We start from the raw sequence: 20610 nt of genomic DNA, 5'->3' as shown, positions 1-20610 counted from the left end.
TTGTAGGAAATTCGGCGCTTGGCCTCAGCCGGCCGATGAACACGCTTACCGACACTGATCGTGAAGAATTTTACAGCTATTTCACGGAAATGGGCGTTAGCCCTGATGCATTTGACACGATGATGATCACACCGCCCGATGGGAGAGGGGATATCCTTTATCCGCAGGCGATCGCGCTCGATATTATCGATGGTGCGATCCGTGACGATGAAGAGCCTGGATCTCATTTCTGCGGACCGAATGTGAAGGAAAATGTCCGATGCCCCAGGAAATCCGAGGCGGCGATCGTTCTGGCATCGGTAAATTGATGCTGAGGAGGCCGTAGCAACACGCGCTTCTGCTGCGCACCAGTGCTTCCGGCTCTTGCGGCTTTACCCTTTATCCTTCAGGTCGTTCTTCGAGGTCACACTCATCAGCTTCTCGAGGAAACCGAGCATGAGCGCCGAGACGACGAAGGCGAGATGCATGAGGGTCAGCCACATGATCTTGCCGTCGTCATATTGATTGACGTTGAGGAAGACCTGCAACAAGTGGATGGAGGAAATGGCGACGATCGACGAGGCGACCTTGATCTTCAGGCTGCCGGAATCGAGCTTGCCGAGGAAGGACACTTCGCCTTCTTTCTCCGCCTCGTCGAAGCGGCTGACGAAATTCTCGTAGCCGGAGATCATCACCATGACGATGAGGCTTGCGACGAGTGCCGCATCGATGAGACCGAGCATGGCGAGGATCATTTCGGCCTCGTCGAGCTCGAACACGCTTCCTGCGACCTTCAGGAATTTGGAAGCGAAGGACACGGCATAGACGGCCAAGGCAAGCACAAGGCCGATATAGAAGACCACAAGCAGCCAACGGCTGGAAAGGATAATGCGCTCGACCAAAAGTTCGAGTGATTTCACGGTCTACCCCCGTAAGTCTTAGAATCGCTGACCCCTAATAAACAATGGAATAGCCGCAGGGCAAGGCGCGGCGCTATTCACAGGGTGGGCATATTTCGCTATCCGATTGAAATAAGCGCCGAGTCCATCGCGCATAGAGAAATCGGGCGCAGAGAAAACGGGAACAGGATCCATGGCTGCCATCATATCCGATATCGAAATTGCGCGTGCGGCAACAAAGAAGCCGATTTTCGAGATCGGCGCCAAGCTTGGCATCCCATCGGAGCAGCTTGTTCCCTATGGTCATGACAAGGCGAAGATCAGCGCCGAGTTCATTGCTGCCCAGGAGGGCAAGAAAGACGGCAAGCTGATCCTCGTTACCGCTATCAATCCGACGCCGGCAGGCGAGGGCAAGACGACGACCACGGTCGGTCTCGGCGACGGGCTGAACCGCATCGGCAAGAAGGCGATCGTCTGCATACGTGAAGCCTCGCTCGGCCCCTGCTTCGGTGTGAAGGGCGGGGCGGCAGGCGGCGGTTATGCGCAGGTCGTGCCGATGGAAGACATCAACCTGCATTTCACGGGCGATTTCCACGCGATTACTTCGGCGCACAATTTGCTCGCGGCGATGATCGACAATCACATCTACTGGGGCAACGAAGAGAATATCGACCTGCGCCGCGTCACCTGGCGGCGGGTGATGGACATGAACGACCGGGCGCTTCGCAGCATGGTGTCCTCGCTCGGGGGCGTATCCAACGGCTTCCCGCGGCAGAACGGCTTCGATATTACCGTCGCGTCCGAGGTTATGGCAATCCTGTGCCTTGCGACCGATCTCAGGGATTTGGAACGTCGTCTTGGCGATATCATCATCGGCTATCGCTTCGACAAGACGCCGGTTTATGCCCGCGATCTCAAGGCGGATGGGGCCATGGCGGTACTTCTGAAAGACGCCATGCAGCCGAACCTCGTGCAGACCCTGGAGAACAATCCTGCTTTCGTTCACGGCGGTCCTTTCGCCAATATCGCTCATGGCTGCAATTCGGTGATTGCGACGAAGACCGCGCTGAAACTCGGCGAATATGTGGTGACGGAAGCGGGCTTCGGAGCCGATCTCGGGGCGGAGAAATTCTTCGACATCAAGTGCCGAAAGGCAGGGTTGAAGCCGAATGCTGCCGTGATCGTGGCGACGGTTCGGGCGCTGAAGATGAACGGCGGCGTTAAGAAGGACGATCTCGGCGCGGAGAATGTTCAGGCGCTGGTTCGCGGCTGCTCCAACCTTGGCCGCCACATTGCCAATGTGCGCCGGTTCGGCGTTCCCGTTGTGGTCGCGATCAACCATTTCACGTCTGATACAGATGCCGAAATCGCTGCCGTCAAAGATTTCGTCGCGCGTCACGGTGCGGAAGCCATCCTCTGCCGTCACTGGGCGGAAGGGTCTGAAGGCATCGAGGACCTCGCCTATAAGGTCGTGGAGCTAGCCGAATCCGGACAGGCGAAGTTCGAGCCGCTCTATGGCGACGACCTACCGCTGCTCGAAAAGATCGAGATCGTCGCCTCGAAGATCTATTACGCTGGCGAGGTGACGGCTGATAAGGCTGTACGCGATCAGCTGGCGGCTTGGGAGGAACAGGGCTACGGCAAGCTGCCGGTCTGCATGGCGAAGACGCAATATTCCTTCTCCACCGATCCCAACCTGCGCGGTGCGCCCGAGGGGCATATCGTATCGGTGCGCGAGGTGCGGCTGTCAGCCGGCGCCGGTTTCGTGGTGGTTATCACCGGCGAGATCATGACCATGCCCGGTCTGCCGAAATCGCCGTCGGCGGAGCGGATTTACCTCAACGACCAGGGTTATATCGAAGGGCTGTTTTAGGCGGCGGTCACTTCACAGTCCGATTCAAGGCTTTCGCAACTGGATACCCATCTTGCGATCATCATTGGTCCGTCTCCTATTTCAGTGGCAGTAACGAAAGCCGCCTTTTCTCTCGATCACATCGAGATGGAAGTGGGTCTCGTGGGCAGCATCGCTCTCGGGATCGAGCACGGTGGTGAAATAGAGGCAGCCTGCGGCGCTGACGGTGCGCTGGAATGCCCCTGTCAGCGTCGAATCATCGCGGCGCGAGCGGACGGCAACATCCTCGCCCTTCTTGAAGCTGAAGCTTGCAATATCGATGGCATTGCCGCGGGCATGTTCGGACATCTTGCCGGTATCGGCGCCGTTGCGCAGCCGGCAGATGTAAGCGGAAGCCTGATTGATGGCGGTGATACCGCCGCTTTCCGGCAAAGCGACCAAGGCTGCGGGAATGACGCTTCCCTTCATCCATCGTGCGAGCGCCAGTGCCGTTGGGCAGCGTAGTGTTGCTTCGGGCTTCAGTGCGATGCCGGGCAGCGCTTGGGAGACGATGATCGGCTTGTCGATGCCGCAGCCGTTGTCGTCGTCGATGCGGGGTGTCTCGCGGAAGACGACGCCGAGGCTCTGCAATTCTCTAGTGCATTCGGCATGGTCCGCATCGCTTTCCGGTTCGACGGTCAGATGCTGCTCTTCGAGCGTCTGTTCAGTCGGCGGCTTCGGTGTCAGGTCTTCCGGTGCGGGAGAGGGGGGGCCAAATTTTTCGCCGGCTGGCGCCGCCGGGGTTTCGCTGGGTTTGAGCTGCGGTGTCGGGACCTCGGACGCCGCCGGCAATGTTTCGAGGTTTTGCGCTGGCGCAGGCTTGGGAACCTGCTCTTCTTCCTGCTTCTTTTCTGGCTGAGGGGCCGCAGGTGCTTCGATTGCTGCTTCCGGCTTTGCCTGAGGCAGGGGGCCGGTTCGGGGCAGTTTTGCGCCGGGGAGCAGGGCGAGTGCGGCCAGAATGACCGCCATCTTCCGAAATTCTCTCACACGTCGTTTCCCGTTGATCGAGCGGAAGGGAAACGCAAGAACGGCGGATTCGTTGCAATTGCGCAACGTTTCCTGAGATCCCTTAAAACTTGATGATGTTGTTCAAGATAAGTCTGCGGAATATATTGACAAGAAAACTCATGTTTTTTATGCGGCAAAAAGAAGGCGGAAATCTCCGCCGTCGTCCGCAAGCCTAGCCAGCCCCTCGAGCGTCTGACACGCCACGACAGCCAGCCCGGTAATTTTCATTTGAGGGTAGGTTATGATCGTCCGGCATTGGCGCTCGGTTCTAATGGTCTGCACAGCAGCCGCACTTGTTCTTCCCGTTTCACAGTCTTTCGCTCAGAGCGCTCCGGCGAGTACGCCGGCCACGAATGCTGAAGGCGCAACCGTCCTTCAGAAAATCGTGGTCAAGGGAAACCGTGCGGCCCCCGGCAGTGTTGCCGACACGCCGCTTGCGACCCAGATCGACAAGAAGGAGCTGGAAGAGAAGCAGGTCACGAATTACGACGATCTCGGCCGCAGCGTCGATGCAACCGTGAACTATTCGCGTGCGGATGCGGGCTTCAACCTGCGCGGCCTTTCCGGCGCACGTATCCTGACGACGATCGACGGCATCCCGATCCCCTATGTTTCCAACAGCTCTCGTCAGGGCGCTTTTGCGACCAGCAACGCCAATGGCGGCGGCGATACCTTCGATTTCGATTCACTCTCCTCTCTCGACATCGTCCGCGGCGCGGATTCGAGCAAGGGCGGTTCGGGCATGCTCGGCGGCGCCTTCGTCCTCAATACGCTCGAGCCCGAGGATCTGATCCCCGAGGACCGCGACTGGGGCGCGATCGTCAAGTCGACCTATGACAGCGAAGACCGCAGCATTGCCGGCTCCGCCGCCGCTGCCAAGAAGGTCGGCAATACGTCGATCCTCTTCCAAGGCAGCTATCGGAAGGGACATGAGCGCGACAACAAGGGTGACAATGACAGCTACGGCCGTTTGCGCACCGAGGCGGATCCGGCCGATTTCGATCAACACAACCTGCTCTTCAAGCTGCGTCAGGATCTCGAAGGCGGCCATCGCATCGGCCTGACGGCCGAGCGTTTCCGGCGCGATCTGAAGACCGATCTCCGGGAGCAGCAGGGCACAGGTCGCACATATATGACCGACAATTTCGATGGCCGTGACTTGCGCGACCGCGATCGTGTTTCGCTCGATTATGACTATGAAGCGCAGTCTTCCGACGCATTTTTCAGCAGTGCTCGGGCCACACTCTATTGGCTGGATTTGAAGAAGGAAGCAGGCAGCGGCGGTCGCACGGCAGCTAATGTTGCCTATGGCCGTAATAACGAAATCGAAAACGAAACCTGGGGCTTCAGCGGTACGGCAACGAAAGACTTCGAATATTCCGGTCTGAACCACTCCGTTCGCGTCGGCCTTGACGTTGGTGTGTCGAAGTGGACCCAGTACAGCTGGGCGCTTTGCCCGACACCGACAACGTGCCCTTCGTTGAATAATCAGGCGGAAGTGCCCGATGTCGACAGCCAAAATCTCGCGCTGATGTTCGAAGACAAGATCGAGATCGGTAATACCGGCTTTGCACTGACTCCGGGCTTCCGCTTCGACTGGTTCAATTACAATCCGTCGACCGGTGGCGGTTTTGCCACCAACACTGGCATTACCCGTTTCGGTGATCTGCGCGATCGCACCGAAGCCGGCATGTCACCTAAGCTGCTTGCGACCTACGACCTGACCCCTGACGTTCAGCTCTATGCGCAGTTGGCCGTTGGCTTCCGCGCACCGACCGTCGATGAGCTCTATAGCCGCTTCTACAATCCGACAGGTCGCTATGCCCAGCTGGGTAATCCGGATCTCGACCCGGAAATTGGCCGCGGAGTTGAGATCGGTGCGAATTTCGATACCGGTGGTCTCCAGGGTCGCGTTGCGGCTTTCCACACCCGTTATCAGAACTTCATCGAAACGGTTACGACGGTCGATGCCACCGGCTTCACGACCTTCAACTACACGAACGTATCTTCGGCTTCCATTTCCGGTCTCGAAGCGAACCTGATCAAGACGTTCGACAATGGTATGAACCTTCACACGTCGCTTGCTTATACATACGGCCGCAATGACGATACGCAGGAGCGGCTGCGCTCTGTGGCGCCGTTCAAGGCCATCATTGGCGGTGGCTGGAGCAATGATGAGTACGGATTCGACTTGTCTTCGACTCTCTCGTCGCAGATGACCGGCAACGACAACGCGACGACCTCGTTCGACGCGCCGGGTTACGGCATCGTCGACCTGACGGCATGGTGGACGCCTGAACAGGTCAAGGGGCTTCGCATCCAAGGCGGCGTCTACAACATCTTCGATCAGGAATATTACAACGCTCTCGCCGTTCGCGACGTCAATTTGAGTTCAAGTTCTTCGCAGCCGAAGGAGTGGTATTCGGAACCGGGTCGTACCTTCAAGATTTCGGTCACCAAGACGTTCTAAGCAAGAATCAGCCCTATCAGGCTGGGGTCGGGGCGGCTTTCGGGCCGCCCTTTTTCGTGAGGTGATCGCCTCTTGCGCTTGGCTTCATCTCAGGCTAACAATTTGGCCCATGAAGAAGTCCTTGAACATTGCAGTTTGGTGGTGGGCTCGCTGAGGCGGCCTCGACCAATCGTGTCCAAAGACGACGAACGAGCCGCCCGAAACTTCGAGGCGGCTTTTTTGTTTCAAAGGCCGCCTTTCGTCCGGGCCCGATAACGGAGTGGAACTATGGTAACGATCCTGCGGGATGATGGTGCGGAAATCTACGAGACCAAAGGCGGTATTGCCGTCACCCGGCAACGGCGGGCCATTCCCTATGCTGATGCTGTCTCGTCCTATGTCGACAAGCTCGACGAGCGGCGCGGCGCGGTCTTCTCGTCGAACTATGAATATCCCGGTCGCTACACGCGTTGGGATACGGCCGTCGTCGATCCGCCGCTCGGTGTTTCTTCCTTCGGCCGCAATGTCTGGATCGAAGCCTATAATGAGCGCGGCGAAGTCATCCTCGAGTTCATCGTCGAGCGGCTGAAGACGGTCAGTGAGCTTGAACTCGGCGCACTCACGGCACGCAGGCTCGATCTGACGGTCAAGTTGCCGAACCGTGTCTTCACCGAAGAAGAGCGCTCGAAGATGCCGACGGTCTTTACGGTGCTTCGCGCCATCACCGATCTCTTCCATTCGCAGGCCGATGCCAGCATCGGCTTCTATGGCGCTTTCGGCTACGATCTTGCTTTCCAGTTCGACGCGATCAGCCTGAAGCTGGAGCGGCCTTCCGACCAGCGCGACATGGTGCTTTACCTGCCGGATGAAATCCTCGTCGTTGATAACTATGCCGCCAAGGCTTGGGTCGATCGTTACGACTTCGCCAAGAATGGCAAGACGACCGAGGGCAAGGCAGGCGATATTGCTGCCGAACCGTTCATCCGCACCGACGCCATCCCGCCGAAGAGCGATCATCGCCCGGGCGAATATGCCGAGCTCGTCGTCAAGGCGAAGGAGAGCTTTCGAAAGGGCGATCTGTTCGAAGTGGTGCCTGGCCAGAAGTTCATGGAGCGTTGCGAAAGCAAGCCTTCGGACATTTCCAAGCGGCTGAAGGCGATCAATCCGTCGCCCTATTCCTTCTTCATCAATCTCGGAAACCAGGAATATCTCGTCGGCGCTTCGCCGGAAATGTTCGTGCGCGTTTCCGGCCGCCGCATCGAGACCTGCCCGATCTCGGGCACGATCAAGCGCGGTGACGATCCGATCGCCGACAGCGAGCAGATCCTCAAGCTCCTGAATTCCAAGAAGGACGAGTCCGAGCTCACCATGTGCTCGGATGTCGACCGTAACGACAAGAGCCGCGTCTGCGAGCCTGGCTCCGTCAAGGTCATCGGCCGCCGCCAGATCGAGATGTATTCGCGTCTTATCCACACGGTCGACCATATCGAAGGCCGCCTGCGGGACGGTATGGATGCCTTTGACGGCTTCTTGAGCCACGCATGGGCAGTTACCGTCACCGGCGCGCCGAAGCTATGGGCTATGCGTTTCATCGAATCCCATGAGAAAAGCCCACGCGCGTGGTATGGTGGGGCGATCGGCATGGTCGGCTTCAACGGCGACATGAATACCGGCCTGACGCTGCGCACCGTGCGCATCAAGGATGGCATTGCCGAAGTGCGCGCCGGTGCGACGCTGCTGAACGATTCCATTCCCGACGAAGAAGAAGCCGAAACCGAACTGAAGGCCTCTGCCATGCTTTCCGCAATCCGCGATGCCAAGACGGGCAATTCCGGCAAGACCCAACGCGACGTCGCTTCCGTCGGCAAGGGCATCAACATCCTGCTGATCGACCACGAAGACAGTTTCGTGCACACGCTGGCGAACTATTTCCGTCAGACAGGCGCCACAGTTTCGACCGTGCGCACGCCGGTGCCCGAGGAAATCTTCGATCGACTGAATCCGGATCTCGTGGTGCTGTCGCCTGGCCCGGGCAATCCCAAGGATTTCGACTGCAAGGCGACGATCAAGAAGGCGCGAGCACGCAACCTGCCGATCTTCGGCGTCTGCCTCGGCCTGCAGGCGCTTGCGGAAGCCTATGGCGGCGAGCTTCGCCATCTGGCGCTGCCGATGCATGGCAAGCCGTCGCGCATCCGCGTGCTGGAGCCGGGCATCGTCTTCTCCGGCCTTGCCAAAGAGGTGACGGTCGGCCGTTATCACTCGATCTTTGCCGATCCTTCGACGCTGCCGCGGGAGTTCGTCATTACTGCTGAAAGCGAAGACGGTACGATCATGGGTATCGAACATGCCAAGGAACCGATCGCTGCCGTGCAATTCCATCCGGAATCGATCATGACGCTCGGTGGTGATGCCGGCATGCGGATGATCGAGAATGTGGTGGCGCATCTCGCCCGGAGAGCTAAGACCAAGGCGGCCTGAACGCCGATCCTGCAAAGCGACAATCAATAAAAAACCCGCCGGAAGCGGGTTTTTTATGTGCGTTGAATTGTCAGTCTATACGCGCCGCATGAGCCGGGCGACGATGGATACGACGAACAGCACCAGGAAGATGAAGAACAGAACCTGGGCTATCGAAGCGGATGCGCCGGCGATGCCGCCAAATCCAAGGACGCCTGCAATCAGGGCTACGACGAGAAATACCAGAGCATAGTACAGCATCACGATCTCCTTTGTCTGCTGCTGGCAAGGATAACGGAAGCGTGAGCCGTTCGTTCCATTGCCGCTGCGACAATTGAATTGCGCGCTGATTTAACTTTGCTCAGCCGAACTGCAGATCCGCCTTGAAGGACGGGTCGCCATCGCGCGGCATGGGCGGTTCTGCTGCCGCCAGATAGGATCTGGCCGGTCCCGTCAGCACGAACCAGAGGCTGGCGCCGATCATGAAATAGGCTGCGGACGGATCGCCGGAGCGGGTTAGGAAGGGAAGGCAGGCAGCGGTGAACAGGATGGCGAGCCGGACGGCCCATTCCGCCTCTCGCTTCATGAAAGCCCTGGTCCTGAGCCTCTTGTAGGCGGCGATGTTATAGTCGTCCGCATTGCGGCCGGTGAACAGCGTCCAGGCCGAGGGTAGGGCGAGCATAACGAGGCCGCCGTAGCACAGAAGAAGTGCTGGGCCAGCGAGGAAATGCCCGGCCGCGAAGACCAGCAGGCCGGTCACGACGATGTTCCAGAGCGGCTCCAACCGTTCCGGCGACAGGCCGGTCCGGATGTGCCAGGCGCGTAAGGAGCTTGCCGCACCGTCGAGCAACGGTTGGTCGATATAACGATTGATCCAATGCATGTCTCACGCGGTCCCCAATTGACTGCAAGGCCGTCAACACCACGCAATTGGGACGCTATCATGGCGCAAATGGCAAAAGCGTTAGCCTGTGGCATTTTCGTAACCTATGCGTGGCGCTTGACGACACGCAGGTTCATTTCCGACCGCAGCTTGAAGCCGAGTGCCTTATAGAGCGTTATGGCCAGCGTATTGGTGCGGTAGGCGTGCAGGAAGACGGTGTCGCCCCTGGCGGAAATTTCGCCGGCGACGAAGCGGAAGAGCAGGGTGCCGAGGCCTCGGCCCTGAAAATCAGGATGGGTGCAAAGGCCGCTGAGCTCGCCAAATCCAGGCAGGCGCAGCCGCTGTCCGGCCATGGCGACGAGACGGCCGTCGATCTTGATGCCCCAGAAGGTTCCGAGGCTTTGGGCACGAAGGGTGAAAGGACCGGGTTTGGTCAGCGTCGCCAAAGCCAGCATCTCCTCCGCATCGTCGGTGGTCAGGCGCTGCAGCCTGCTGTCGGAAATGCGTTCATAGGGCCGCTCGGCGACCATCTGCACCAGTCTGCCTTCGGTGACAACCGTCAGGCCATCCGAAATAGTACACGGGCCGGCTTCGACGATCGCCATGACTTCATCTGCAGCCGGCAGACTTTCGAGCGCTTCGAGGCTTTCACGCGTGCGGTCGGCAGCGGCGGCGAAGGGAACGATCGACGGCGGATAACGCATCGCGAGTTCGCTGCCTTCGGCAAGATCGGCATGCGTCGTCTGGAGCGCATTCCAGATTGGCCGGTCGAGGATATGGCTCATGGTGTTTTCTCCCGTGCGACGCCGGCACGGCGAATGAGCGATGCTTCGGCGAGCCCATCCTCAATCGCAGCAAGTTGTTCAAGCAGCGGGCCGTCGAGATCCCCGCAGAGATCGGCAACGGCTGCCGCAACCCGCGGCCAGACATGTTGTTTCGAATAATCGACGAGTTCATGGCCCCCACTCGTCAGCGAGACGACCCTGCGTCGCTGGTCTTCCGATGAAGGCTGCATATCGAGCAAGCCGGCTTCGATGAGTTGGGAAACCGTGCGTGTGGCACCAGGTTGGGTGATGCCTACTGCTTGCGCCAATTCCCCGATGGTCAGCGGGCCGAGCCTGTCGATGGCGCTGAGGAACGGATATTGGGCGGCTTGGATGGAGACGCCCAGTTCTTCGATTACGTGTTGCGTGTCAGCCTGCAAACGCTCGCCGATGCGGCGGAAGCGGCTGCCGAGACAAAGGTAGCCCAGCGATTTCACGACATCTTCAACCAAGACAGGCTCCTTATTCCAATTGCATAACAAGTTATATAACCGTTTATGGAGTTTGCGTCAAATGATCAAACGGCTGACGACGGCCTTCTTACGGGATGGATCTGGCTTTGGCGGCGATGTGGCAAAGCCTTTGACTTTTCGAACCGGATTGCCCATATCACCCGCATTGACCGCCTGCGCGATTTCCGCGCGGGCGGTTTTGCGTTTCAATGGCTTAAATGCTGCAATTCATTCGCATCCGCAGGGGGACGATATGAACGACGAGAGCAATCTCACGGTGCGGAAACTGGCGTTCTGGGGCATTCCCCTGTCGCTCGGCGTTCTATGGCTGAAGATGGTCGCTTGGTGGGTAACGGGCTCCGTGGCTCTGCTCTCGGACGGGCTGGAATCCTTCGTCAATGTGGTCGCGGCCTTCATCGCCTTTTTCGTCATCCGCTATGCGCAGAAGCCCGCCGACCACGATCATCCCTTCGGCCACCACAAGGCGGAGTATCTGTCCGCTGTCACCGAGGGGGCGATGATCGTCGTAGCCGCGTTGCTGATCGTGCAGGAGGCAGTGAACCATCTCGTCGATCCACGCATGCTCGAGGCGCCAGTGCTTGGTCTTGCGATCAACTTCGCCGCCGGTGTCATCAATGCGGTCTGGGCGCGGCTTCTGATCCGCACGGGACGCAGGCATCGCTCTGCGGCTTTGACGGCGGACGGGCAGCACATCATGTCGGATGTCGTCACTTCCGTCGGCGTACTCGTTGGCCTGCTTTTGGCGCTTGCAACCGGTTATGCGATCTTCGACCCCATTCTTGCCATTCTCGTCGCGCTCAACATCCTCTATCAGGGCTGGAAGGTGATCTCGCAGTCGATCGGCGGGCTGATGGACCAGGCGGTCGAGCCGCAGGAGGAGGAGGCGATCAAGCAGGCGATCACTACCCATGCGGCAGGCTCCATCGGCGTGCATGACCTGAAGACGCGGCGCGCCGGGTCGGTGACCTTCGTCGATTTTCATCTCGTCGTGCCCGCGAAGATGACTGTGCGGGAAGCGCATGATATTTGCGATCGCCTTGAAGATGCCATTCGAGCCGCGCATTCGGGCTCGACAATTGCCATTCATGTGGAGCCGGAGGGCGAAAAGGCCCATGGCATCCGCGTCAAAGTGATCAAGGAGGCGTAATGCCGAAGACAGACGTTTCCAGCCTTTCGATGCTGGGCCAGCAGACGGAAACCGCCAGAAGCCCCGAAGAGGCGGTTCTGGAAAAAGTGCCGTCCAATCATGCCGGAACCGACTATGTGGTTCGCTTCACCGCGCCGGAATTCACGTCGCTCTGCCCGATGACCGGACAGCCGGATTTCGCCCATATCGTCATCGATTACATTCCGAACGAATTTCTGGTGGAATCGAAGTCGCTGAAGCTCTTCCTGCATTCCTTCCGCAATCACGGCGCCTTTCACGAGGATTGCTCGATCTATATCGCCAAGCGGATCGTCGAGCTTCTGGATCCGAAATGGCTGCGCATCGGCGCCTACTGGTATCCGCGCGGCGGCATTCCGATCGACGTCTTCTGGCAGACCGGCAAGCCGCCGGAAGGTGTGTGGCTGCCGGATCAGGGTGTTGCGACCTATCGTGGGCGTGGGTAAGCGGCGGCCGGGCCTGGCCCGGGCAATCGATCCGGTGAAAGGCGAAGGGCCGGGCAACGGTGTGGCGGTTAAATACCTCTTGTCACCCGACCCTAGCCACGAGCCTTAAACATCCGTCGTGTCGTCGCCGGAATCATCCATGAAGTCGTCGTTGTCGTCGTAATCGGCCTGCTGGATGTTGTCGTTGTTGTCATCGTTATCAGCTCTGGAATCATCCGCCTGACTGTTGTCGCCGTAGTAGTTGTTGATGACGGTTTCCTCGGTGGGCGCACTGGCATTGCCGAAGGGATTGGCGCCGCCAAAAGGCGAGCCCCAGCCGAGCGACGACATGTGGTTGCCGAAAATGCCTGACAGGGAGTTGGCCAGAAGCATGCCGCCGGCCACGCCGGCTGCCGTGCCGAGAGCACCGCGCAGGAAACTGCCGCCGGCGGAGGGTGCATAGGCCTGCTGGCTCCAGGGGCCGGTCGGCTGCTGCGGCGTCTGGCGGCTATTGTCATAGCCACGCTGCGGCTGCTCGTAGCTGTCCCTCGGCGCGCCACCCCATGGACCGGGAGCGGGGGCCGGCTGCTGCGTCTGGGTGCTGCCGAAGATCGAGCTCAGGAAACCGCCCTGTTCAGCCTGGCGGTGATCACCGGCGCCGGCTTCAAGCTGACGGACGCGCTCTTCGAGCTCCTTGATGTGGTTGGCGGCTGCCTCCAGGCCCTTTTCCTGCACGATGACGGCCTGCGCCAGATAGTAGGTGGCGGAGGGCTGCGTGCGGGTCGCTTCCGATATCAGCGCTTCGGCTTCCGGATCGCGCGGCGTGGCGGCGGCGGTACGGACGCGATCGAAGAGGGCGGTCAGCAATTGGCGTTCTTCCGGTGACATGTCCTGTCTCCTCTAAAGTTCTGCGGCTTCAACATTCGGCGGATGGGCCGCTAACGCTGAGTTAAGAAGCGATTAGGGCATTTCAAAGCCTTGATACCTTACATTTCAGTAAGCTCAGGCCTCCTTCAGCCAGACGCGCAGCGGCCCCAGAAGTTCGAAGCCCGCGCGTAGCGCTTCGTCGAGATCGTCGCCGTGTTCGTAACCGGCAAGAGGTTCTCGCGGATAGAGTTCGGCCGCCTGCGCAATTAGCCCGCGACGGATGGTTTCGCCGTGCCGGCCCTCGGCAAACAGGTTCGATAGGCCGACCACCCCGGCAGCGCGATTGAGAATGCCGCCCCCAATCGGCTTGCCGTGTTCGAAGGCGAGCAGAAAGGCGATTTCGGGATCGTGGAGCAAGGGTTCGCTGAAGATCCTCTGAGCTACCGGGCCGTTCGCCTTGCGCCATTCCATCTCCCATCGCGCAAGATCGGCAGCGCTTTCCATGCGCTGCCACGAGATTGGGGATGGCACTGAAACTGGAGTGCGCATTCCAATCCATTCGGCCTCGAACAGCAGCCTGAAGCCGAGCGGCTCAAGATCGAGGGCCGCATAGCTATCCTTGATCGCCCAAACGCGTCCCTCGCTGTTGACCAGCGTCGCTATCGCCTCCGTCTGCTCGCCGTCCGCCTCCATCAGCGTTACGACATCCGGATAGAAGGGCGGCGTGCCCCGGCGGTGAAACCAGATTGTGGACGTGAACTCACCTGGCGAGCCCAGCGCCTTGCAGACGGCATCGCACCAGAATGCATTATTGCTGATGGCAGCACGCAGAAAGGAGGAGGCCATTTTATAATTTCTCCGGGGCTTTTCAGATGATGCGATGATATCGTCCGTTTGTCATAAGAATATCTTCACCGGTTCTGGCCTTCCTCTTTTTCCCGCATTGTTTTACGCATTGAGTCGCACTATGTGCGAGGAACCGCATTGGACGAGAGAGGTTCGAATGAACGACGAAGAAGAACAGGACGACAAGACGAAGGAACTGCCGCTCGGCAAGGAAACGGAGGCGAACCTTTTCAAGTCGCGTTCGATCTTCATCTATGGGCCGATCACGCAGGAACTGGCGCAGAAGGTCTGCACCCAGCTCGTGGCGCTCGCCGCTGCCAATGACGAAGACATCCGGATCTATGTGAATTCGCCTGGCGGCCACGTCGAATCCGGCGATTCCATTCACGACATGATCAAGTTCATCAAGCCGAAGGTCTGGATGATCGGTACGGGCTGGGTTGCCTCGGCCGGCGCGCTCATCTATGCCGCGGCTCCGAAGGAACGCCGCATCTGCCTGCCGAACACCCGTTTCCTGCTGCACCAGCCGTCCGGCGGCACCCGCGGCATGGCTTCGGATATCGAGATTCAGGCACGCGAGATCATCAAGATGAACGAGCGCCTGATCAAGATCTTCTCGAAGGCAACCGGCCAGTCGGAAGAAAAGATCGCCAAGGATATCGACCGTGATTACTGGCTCTCGGCTGAAGACGCCGTTGCCTATGGTCTCGTCGCTCGCGTCGTGACCTCGCAGAGCGAAATCTGATTTCTGCTGATACTGTCTTGAATTGGCGCCCCGTCTGCGGCCCGCAGGCGGGGCGTTTCCATATCTGCCGGCATACTGTCATGCAATCTCGTGGGATTGCCGCGTAAGCGAACATTTCGAGGGGCAATTCGGCTTGCGTGCAATCCGCTTATGCTGCTCCATGCGCAATCTTCGCAGCCGGAGTCGCGTTATGCTCAAAGATTTCTCCGTACAGAGCCTGTTCATGGGGCTTCTGACGGCGTTCGTCGGGTTCACCAGTTCCTTTGCCGTCGTGTTGCATGGGCTTCAGGCGGTGGGTGCGACGGATGCGCAGGCGGCTTCGGGGCTGATGGCGTTGTCGATCTCGATGGGGCTTTGCGCCGTCATGCTCAGCGCCGTCACGCGTCTGCCGGTCAGTATCGCATGGTCGACGCCTGGGGCTGCGCTCCTTGCGAGCATCGGAACGATTGACGGTGGCTTCAATGCAGCGGTCGGCGCGTTCATTCTTTGCGGCGTGTTGATCGTTGTTGCCGGGCTGTTCAAGCCGCTCGGACGGGCGGTTGCCGCTATTCCTGCGCCGCTTGCCAATGCAATGCTGTCGGGCGTGCTGCTCGGCCTTTGTTTTGCGCCGGTCAAGGCCGTCGCTTTCAATCCGCTGCTCGGCCTGCCGATCATTCTGACCTGGATCGTGGTCGGCGCCTTCAAGCGCCTTTGGGCGGTACCGGCGGCGCTCGTGGCCTTCGCACTGGTGCTGGCCTTCGGTGTCGATATTCCCGTGGGCGCTCTGTCGTCGGTCGAGCAGTCGCTGGTGCCGGTCATCGATATCGTGCATCCGGTCTTCAATCTTGCCGGTTTCGTATCGATTGCCCTGCCACTCTTCATCGTGACCATGGCGTCGCAGAATATTCCTGGCATTGCGGTGCTGAAGGTCAATCATTATGATCCGATGCCGGGGCTGCTCTTTGCGGTGACCGGCGTCTTCTCGCTTCTGGCGGCGCCTTTTGGCGGCCATGCGGTCAACCTGGCGGCGATCACGGCCGCGATGTGCGCGGGGCAGGACGCGCATGCCGATCCTTCGCGGCGGTATTGGGCGGCGCTGATCTCAGGCGTGGGCTATGTCATCTTCGGCCTGCTTGCCGGAGCCGTGACCGCCTTTGTCGCGCTGGCGCCGCCGATCCTGATCGAGGCCGTGGCCGGCCTGGCACTTGTCGGCGCCTTCTCCAGTTCAGCCATGGCGGCTTTCCAGGCGCCGGAATCGCGTGAGGCGGCGGCAATCACCTTCCTCGTCACTGCGTCGGGCGTTTCCTTCGGCGGCATATCGGGCGCCTTCTGGGGGCTGATCGCGGGCGGGCTGATGCTGGCGCTGTCCCGTATCGTGCAGGCGAGGAAAAAATAGGCGAGGGGTTGCCGGATTTTCCGGCGGAGGCTATAAGCGCGGTCATGAAGAACACAAGCGCACGGATTTCCGACACGATTGCACGCGGCCGCACGGCGCTGCGTGACAATACGCGCGCCCTGACCTCGCTTCTTCTCCTCGGCCTTACGCGCGGTTGCCGGGTCCTTTGAGGAGCGCCCGGCGGCCGAAAGCCCGCCCGGCCATCGCTCCTCGCGACTCACATTCAAAATTGACCAAACGACCGATCAAAGGTCCGCATTTGCAGTCGCCAAGCCTGATGTGATCGGCTAAGACGCGAGGCAAATGCCGGGACGAGGAGACAAGACAATGGATACGACCACCCGCCGATCCTCCGCAGGCGCCAAAGGCATGCCCGACGCCGCCGTCAAATACCGGCCCTATCCGCAGGTGAACATTCCCGACCGCACCTGGCCGGCCAAGACCATTACCAAGGCGCCCGTCTGGTGTTCCGTCGACCTGCGCGACGGCAACCAGGCGCTCGTCGATCCGATGGGCCATGACCGCAAGGCACGCATGTTCCACCTGCTCTTGGATATGGGCTTCAAGGAAATCGAGATCGGTTTCCCGTCCGCCTCGCAGACCGACTTCGATTTCGCCCGCTGGTGCGTGGAAGAGGGCAATGTGCCCGACGACGTCTCGCTGCAGGTGCTGGTGCAGTGCCGGCCTGAGCTGATCACGCGCACCTTCGAGGCGCTGGAAGGCGCCAACAGGCCGATCGTGCACTTCTACAATTCCACGAGCGAATTGCAGCGCCGCGTGGTCTTCGCCAAGGATGTGCAGGGCATCAAGCAGATTGCGGTCGATGCCGCCAAGATGATCAGCGACATGGCGGCCAAGGCCGGAGGCGGCTATCGTTTCGAATATTCGCCGGAAAGTTTTACCGGCACCGAGCTGGATGTGGCGCTGGAAATCTGTAACGCCGTCATCGAGGTGATGAAGCCGACGCCCGACAACAAGCTCATCATCAACCTGCCGTCGACTGTCGAAATGGCGACGCCGAACGTCTATGCCGACCAGATCGAGTGGATGTGCCGCAATCTCGACAACCGCGAGAACCTGATCATCTCGCTGCATCCGCATAACGACCGCGGCACCGGTATCGCGGCTGCCGAGCTGGCCCTGCTGGCAGGTGCCGACCGCGTCGAGGGCACGCTCTTCGGCAACGGCGAGCGCACCGGCAATGTCGATGTCGTCACCATGGCGCTCAACATGTTCACGCAGGGTGTCGATCCCGAAATCGACTGCTCCAACATCGAACGCATCAAGGAAGTGTTCGAATATTCGAACCAGATGGCGATCGCCGAACGCCACCCCTATGTGGGCGAACTGGTCTACACAGCCTTCTCCGGCTCGCATCAGGATGCGATCAACAAGGGCATGAAGGCAGCGCAGGTTGCCAACCATCCAGTCTGGGAGGTGCCCTACCTGCCGATCGACCCGCGCGACGTCGGCCGTTCCTACGAGGCGATCATCCGCATCAATTCGCAGTCCGGCAAGGGCGGCATCGCCTATATCCTGCAGCAGGATTATGGGCTCAATCTGCCGCGCAATCTGCAGGTGGAATTCCGCGAAGACATCCAGCGCATTACCGATGAAGAGGGCAAAGAACTTCCCTCGAAGCGTATCCATGATCGTTTCATCGAGCGTTACGTGACCCAGCCGGGCGCGCGTCTCCGGTTCGTCGATCACCACACCTACCCCGATACCGAGCACAAGGGACAGCGGATCATCGCGGCCGAGATTACCGACAACGGCGAGATCAAGCGCATCGAAGGCCGCGGCAACGGTCCGATCGACGGCTTCATCAATGCGCTGTCGCATTATCTCGGCATCGCCATGTCGGTCGAAGACTATTCGGAGCATTCGCTGCAGCACGGTTCCAATGCCGCTGCTATCTCCTACGTCGAGACGTCCTATCCGGGTGGCAAGCTCTTTGGTGCCGGCATCAACACCAATATCGTGGCCGCATCGCTCGAAGCGATCGTCTCGGCTGCCAATCGAGTGCTCGACGTGAAGGCCGGCAAGGCCTGACTATTCTGCTCAGGCCGCGATCGCTGCAGGGCGACGCGGCCTGATGATGCAATCGGCGAGCTCGTCGAGATCGCCCCCTGCTTTCACACGACCAAACGGGTTCAGATGGCGGCGGCGATTTCCATGGCGAGTTGGCTCAGCGTGGCTTCGGCGGAGGGGCCTGCCAGCACATAGGACGTGCCGGCATTGTGCCAGGTTACGAGGCCGATCTCGTCGCGGATCGTTTCCTTGAAGTCTTCCGTTTCCGGTGGCTGCGCATCCTTGCGGAAACAGATCGAGATGATATCGCCGTCGGCATTGGAATAGACGAGCTGGCCGACAGGGCGGCTGTCACCAAGGATCACACGCGCGCCCTGAAAGGTCCAGGATTCTGCCGAAAGGTTCGGCACGCGGAATGGCACACCGATCGCGGTCGTCAGCCAGGAGGAGATTTCCTCTGACTGTGAGGCTGGCACTTCGACGAGGTGACGCGGCTGGCGCACGAGAAGCCGCTGGAAGGCGGTGACGTCACCTAGCCAGTCATTGGTATTGATCTGAGGGGCTGCAATCGGTGTGGCGTCATCCGTATCTGGCGCATTGCCGATGAAATAGCCGATGCCACCGCCGACGACGAAGAGAATGAGGGCTGCTGCAAGCGCCTGGCGTCCGTTTGGCGCGAGTTTCAACTGCGCGCGCGCGTTGCGCTGGGCGATCGGCGTCTTCGGCGGCTGCGTGCTCTTGATGGAGCGCACAAGCGCCAGCGGAACCGGTTCCTTCAGCATGTCGTCCAACTTGCGGCGGCCGAAATCAACGCCGTGTCGGAGCTTGTCGTAGAGTTTGCGAGCGTTTTCATCCGTCGCCAGCCGGCTTTCCAGCTCCAGCTTCTGTTCCGGTGTGGTTTCGCCGTCGAGGAGGGCGGCAAGCTGGGCTTCGAGCGGCTGTTTTTTGAAATCGAGCAAATCAGTCAGTACCTGTGGACGGGCGGATTGTGACCGGACAATGCGGCGAAATGGAGTCGTGCAGTGGCAAGCTGACCGGCAATGCCGCCAATTGCGATGCCCATGATTTCCGCTGCCTGCTGATAGCTGTGGCCTTCCACGTCGATCAACACGAAGATGCTGGCCACGCCCTCCGGCATTTCCGCAAGCATGCGGTGCAGGGCGTCGGTATCGACGACGGTTGCGCGATCGCGAATGGCGTCACGGATATCGGTCACATTGCCTCGCGCAGCCGGCCGCGGCTTGCGCTTGCGGCTGTCGTCCGCCCATTGCTGGCGTGCCAGTGTATAGATCCAGCTTTCCAGCCGGCCTTCGCCATTCCACTGATGCCCTTTGGAAATTGCACGCAGACAGACCGCCTGGACCAGCTCATCGGCCGCCGCCGTCTCTCCCGCGAGCGTGATGGCAAAGCGGCGAAGGCGGGGCAGGAGACCGACGAGATCACGCCGGATATCGGTGGTGGTGGCGGGTTGGCGCATGGTCTTTCCAAGAAGCGTTCACATCGGCCGAAACTCATACCGGCTTCATATATGGCCAGCTTTGCATACGAGCTTTGCCCGGCGGGTGCGAAGCCATCGTATCCATCCTGGCTATGCAGGCGGCTTTATGGAGCAAGTCGCCTGTATTTCGCAAGCGCGCGGTCCAATTCATCCATCCCCATCCCAAGGGATTTCCGCACCATAGCCCGCGGAGCTTGCCTCAATATGTCCTGTAGCCGTTCAGGCTCTGAAGCAGAGCGCGATAGGCCCAGGTATTTTCGCCGCCGCGATCGCGAATCTCGACGAGCTGGACGCGAGCGCCCTGGATGTCGCCCTGCTCGGCAAGCGCCATGCCCATGTAGGAGCGTGCGAGGATGTAGTTCTCGTCCTGCTGCAGCGCCTTTTTGTAGTAGGACATGCCGAGCTCCATGCGGCCGGCCTTGCGGTTGGCATAACCGAGATAGTTCAGGATGCGCGGATCGTTCTGGTTTTTGGCGAGATTGAGCACCGTGACGGCGTTTTCATACTGGCCGGCATAGGCGAATTCGCGGGCGAACTTGTAGAGATCGTCATCGTTGAAGCTCTGCTTCTTCGGATCGACGCATTCCTTCTTCTTGGCGTCCCATACCTTGCCCTTGGTGCAGGTCTTGGTCGTTTGGGTTTTCTGCGGCGGCGAGGTGTCATCGTTCCCGCCGCCGACCGCGAAAGCCGACGTAGCGAGGCCGAAAGCAAAGACGGAAACAAGCGAAAGTTTGCACAGGCGATGAAGAGAAGCGATCATCGGGCGTACTCCGTTTTGAAACGCTGCGGTTGCTG

Annotated in this window: 21 protein-coding genes; 10 read left to right on the top strand and 11 right to left on the bottom strand. The window is 59.8% G+C overall.

The genetic code is table 11. The annotated features are described in order from the left end of the window. Positions 1–35 precede the first annotated feature (35 nt). On the top strand, positions 36–308 hold the full coding sequence (locus tag JNB85_RS22265; protein ID WP_220336465.1) for a hypothetical protein: 273 nt from the start codon (positions 36–38) through the stop codon (positions 306–308). Positions 309–371: 63 nt separating this feature from the next. Here the strand turns inward: JNB85_RS22265 and JNB85_RS22260 are convergent, their stop codons facing one another. Then, positions 372–899 carry a TIGR00645 family protein gene (locus tag JNB85_RS22260; RefSeq protein WP_220336464.1) on the bottom strand — a complete coding sequence of 176 codons (528 nt, stop codon included), beginning with the start codon at positions 897–899 and terminating at the stop codon, positions 372–374. 172 nt (positions 900–1071) lie between these two features. Here JNB85_RS22260 and JNB85_RS22255 point away from each other — a divergent pair, with 172 nt between their 5' ends. Then, a complete protein-coding gene (locus JNB85_RS22255; protein WP_220336463.1) occupies positions 1072–2751 on the top strand; it encodes a formate--tetrahydrofolate ligase in 1680 nt (559 codons plus the stop codon). Between the two features lie 81 nt (positions 2752–2832). Here JNB85_RS22255 and JNB85_RS22250 read toward each other — a convergent pair whose 3' ends face one another. Beyond that, positions 2833–3756: an extensin-like domain-containing protein gene (locus JNB85_RS22250; RefSeq protein ID WP_338050344.1), complete on the bottom strand. Its 924-nt coding sequence runs from the start codon at positions 3754–3756 to the stop codon at positions 2833–2835. A 262-nt stretch (positions 3757–4018) separates the two neighbouring features. Here JNB85_RS22250 and JNB85_RS22245 point away from each other — a divergent pair, with 262 nt between their 5' ends. Then, positions 4019–6247 carry a TonB-dependent hemoglobin/transferrin/lactoferrin family receptor gene (locus JNB85_RS22245; RefSeq protein WP_220336462.1) on the top strand — a complete coding sequence of 743 codons (2229 nt, stop codon included), beginning with the start codon at positions 4019–4021 and terminating at the stop codon, positions 6245–6247. A gap of 267 nt (positions 6248–6514) precedes the next feature. Further along, a complete protein-coding gene (locus JNB85_RS22240; protein ID WP_220336461.1) occupies positions 6515–8704 on the top strand; it encodes an anthranilate synthase in 2190 nt (729 codons plus the stop codon). A gap of 75 nt (positions 8705–8779) precedes the next feature. Here the strand turns inward: JNB85_RS22240 and JNB85_RS22235 are convergent, their stop codons facing one another. The 4 genes from JNB85_RS22235 to JNB85_RS22220 form a co-directional block, all read right to left on the bottom strand. Next, a complete protein-coding gene (locus JNB85_RS22235) occupies positions 8780–8944 on the bottom strand; it encodes a DUF1328 domain-containing protein (protein ID WP_007824505.1) in 165 nt (54 codons plus the stop codon). A gap of 100 nt (positions 8945–9044) precedes the next feature. Then, positions 9045–9566, bottom strand: coding sequence for a hypothetical protein (locus tag JNB85_RS22230; RefSeq protein ID WP_220336460.1), 522 nt, complete (start codon positions 9564–9566; stop codon positions 9045–9047). Between the two features lie 104 nt (positions 9567–9670). Then, positions 9671–10351: a GNAT family N-acetyltransferase gene (locus JNB85_RS22225; protein ID WP_220336459.1), complete on the bottom strand. Its 681-nt coding sequence runs from the start codon at positions 10349–10351 to the stop codon at positions 9671–9673. Next, positions 10348–10842: a MarR family winged helix-turn-helix transcriptional regulator gene (locus JNB85_RS22220; protein ID WP_220336458.1), complete on the bottom strand. Its 495-nt coding sequence runs from the start codon at positions 10840–10842 to the stop codon at positions 10348–10350. Before JNB85_RS22220 ends, JNB85_RS22225 begins: the two co-directional genes overlap by 4 nt. A gap of 253 nt (positions 10843–11095) precedes the next feature. On the opposite strand from JNB85_RS22220, the gene emfA reads away from it, so the two are divergent. Together emfA and queF are read left to right on the top strand one after the other, a co-directional pair. Further along, positions 11096–12010 (top strand): CDF family cation efflux transporter EmfA, encoded by a 915-nt coding sequence (gene emfA / locus JNB85_RS22215; RefSeq protein ID WP_220336457.1) that lies wholly within the window; start codon positions 11096–11098, stop codon positions 12008–12010. Further along, positions 12010–12474 carry a preQ(1) synthase gene (gene queF / locus JNB85_RS22210; protein WP_220336456.1) on the top strand — a complete coding sequence of 155 codons (465 nt, stop codon included), beginning with the start codon at positions 12010–12012 and terminating at the stop codon, positions 12472–12474. Before emfA ends, queF begins: the two co-directional genes overlap by 1 nt. A 105-nt stretch (positions 12475–12579) precedes the next feature. Here the strand turns inward: queF and JNB85_RS22205 are convergent, their stop codons facing one another. Then, positions 12580–13341: a DUF2076 domain-containing protein gene (locus JNB85_RS22205; RefSeq protein ID WP_220336455.1), complete on the bottom strand. Its 762-nt coding sequence runs from the start codon at positions 13339–13341 to the stop codon at positions 12580–12582. A gap of 114 nt (positions 13342–13455) precedes the next feature. Then, a complete protein-coding gene (locus tag JNB85_RS22200; RefSeq protein WP_220336454.1) occupies positions 13456–14166 on the bottom strand; it encodes a hypothetical protein in 711 nt (236 codons plus the stop codon). A gap of 157 nt (positions 14167–14323) precedes the next feature. Here JNB85_RS22200 and JNB85_RS22195 point away from each other — a divergent pair, with 157 nt between their 5' ends. From JNB85_RS22195 to leuA, 4 genes are all read left to right on the top strand, one after another. Next, positions 14324–14911 (top strand): ATP-dependent Clp protease proteolytic subunit, encoded by a 588-nt coding sequence (locus tag JNB85_RS22195; protein WP_112543526.1) that lies wholly within the window; start codon positions 14324–14326, stop codon positions 14909–14911. A 160-nt stretch (positions 14912–15071) separates the two neighbouring features. Next, a complete protein-coding gene (locus JNB85_RS22190; RefSeq protein ID WP_220336453.1) occupies positions 15072–16286 on the top strand; it encodes a benzoate/H(+) symporter BenE family transporter in 1215 nt (404 codons plus the stop codon). 44 nt (positions 16287–16330) lie between these two features. Continuing rightward, entirely contained in the window at positions 16331–16456 is a 126-nt protein-coding gene (locus tag JNB85_RS30970; RefSeq protein WP_262928191.1) for a hypothetical protein, read from the top strand. 157 nt (positions 16457–16613) lie between these two features. Then, positions 16614–18338 (top strand): 2-isopropylmalate synthase, encoded by a 1725-nt coding sequence (gene leuA, locus JNB85_RS22185; protein ID WP_220336452.1) that lies wholly within the window; start codon positions 16614–16616, stop codon positions 18336–18338. Between the two features lie 101 nt (positions 18339–18439). On the opposite strand, the gene JNB85_RS22180 is transcribed toward leuA, so the two are convergent. The 3 genes from JNB85_RS22180 to JNB85_RS22170 all read right to left on the bottom strand — a co-directional run bounded on the left by JNB85_RS22180 (position 18440) and on the right by JNB85_RS22170 (position 20575). Then, positions 18440–19276, bottom strand: a complete 837-nt coding sequence (locus JNB85_RS22180) for an anti-sigma factor family protein (protein ID WP_220336451.1) — start codon at positions 19274–19276, stop codon at positions 18440–18442. 5 nt (positions 19277–19281) lie between these two features. Then, positions 19282–19794: an RNA polymerase sigma factor gene (locus tag JNB85_RS22175; protein WP_220336450.1), complete on the bottom strand. Its 513-nt coding sequence runs from the start codon at positions 19792–19794 to the stop codon at positions 19282–19284. A 220-nt stretch (positions 19795–20014) separates the two neighbouring features. Then, positions 20015–20575, bottom strand: a complete 561-nt coding sequence (locus JNB85_RS22170; RefSeq protein WP_220336449.1) for a tetratricopeptide repeat protein — start codon at positions 20573–20575, stop codon at positions 20015–20017. Positions 20576–20610: the final 35 nt, after the last annotated feature.

The organism is Rhizobium mesosinicum (genome assembly GCF_019511345.1).
Classification (GTDB): Bacteria; Pseudomonadota; Alphaproteobacteria; order Rhizobiales; family Rhizobiaceae; genus Rhizobium; species Rhizobium mesosinicum.
Note: the sequence above shows the minus strand (reverse complement) of the source record. Positions and strands in the feature narration are given on the sequence as shown.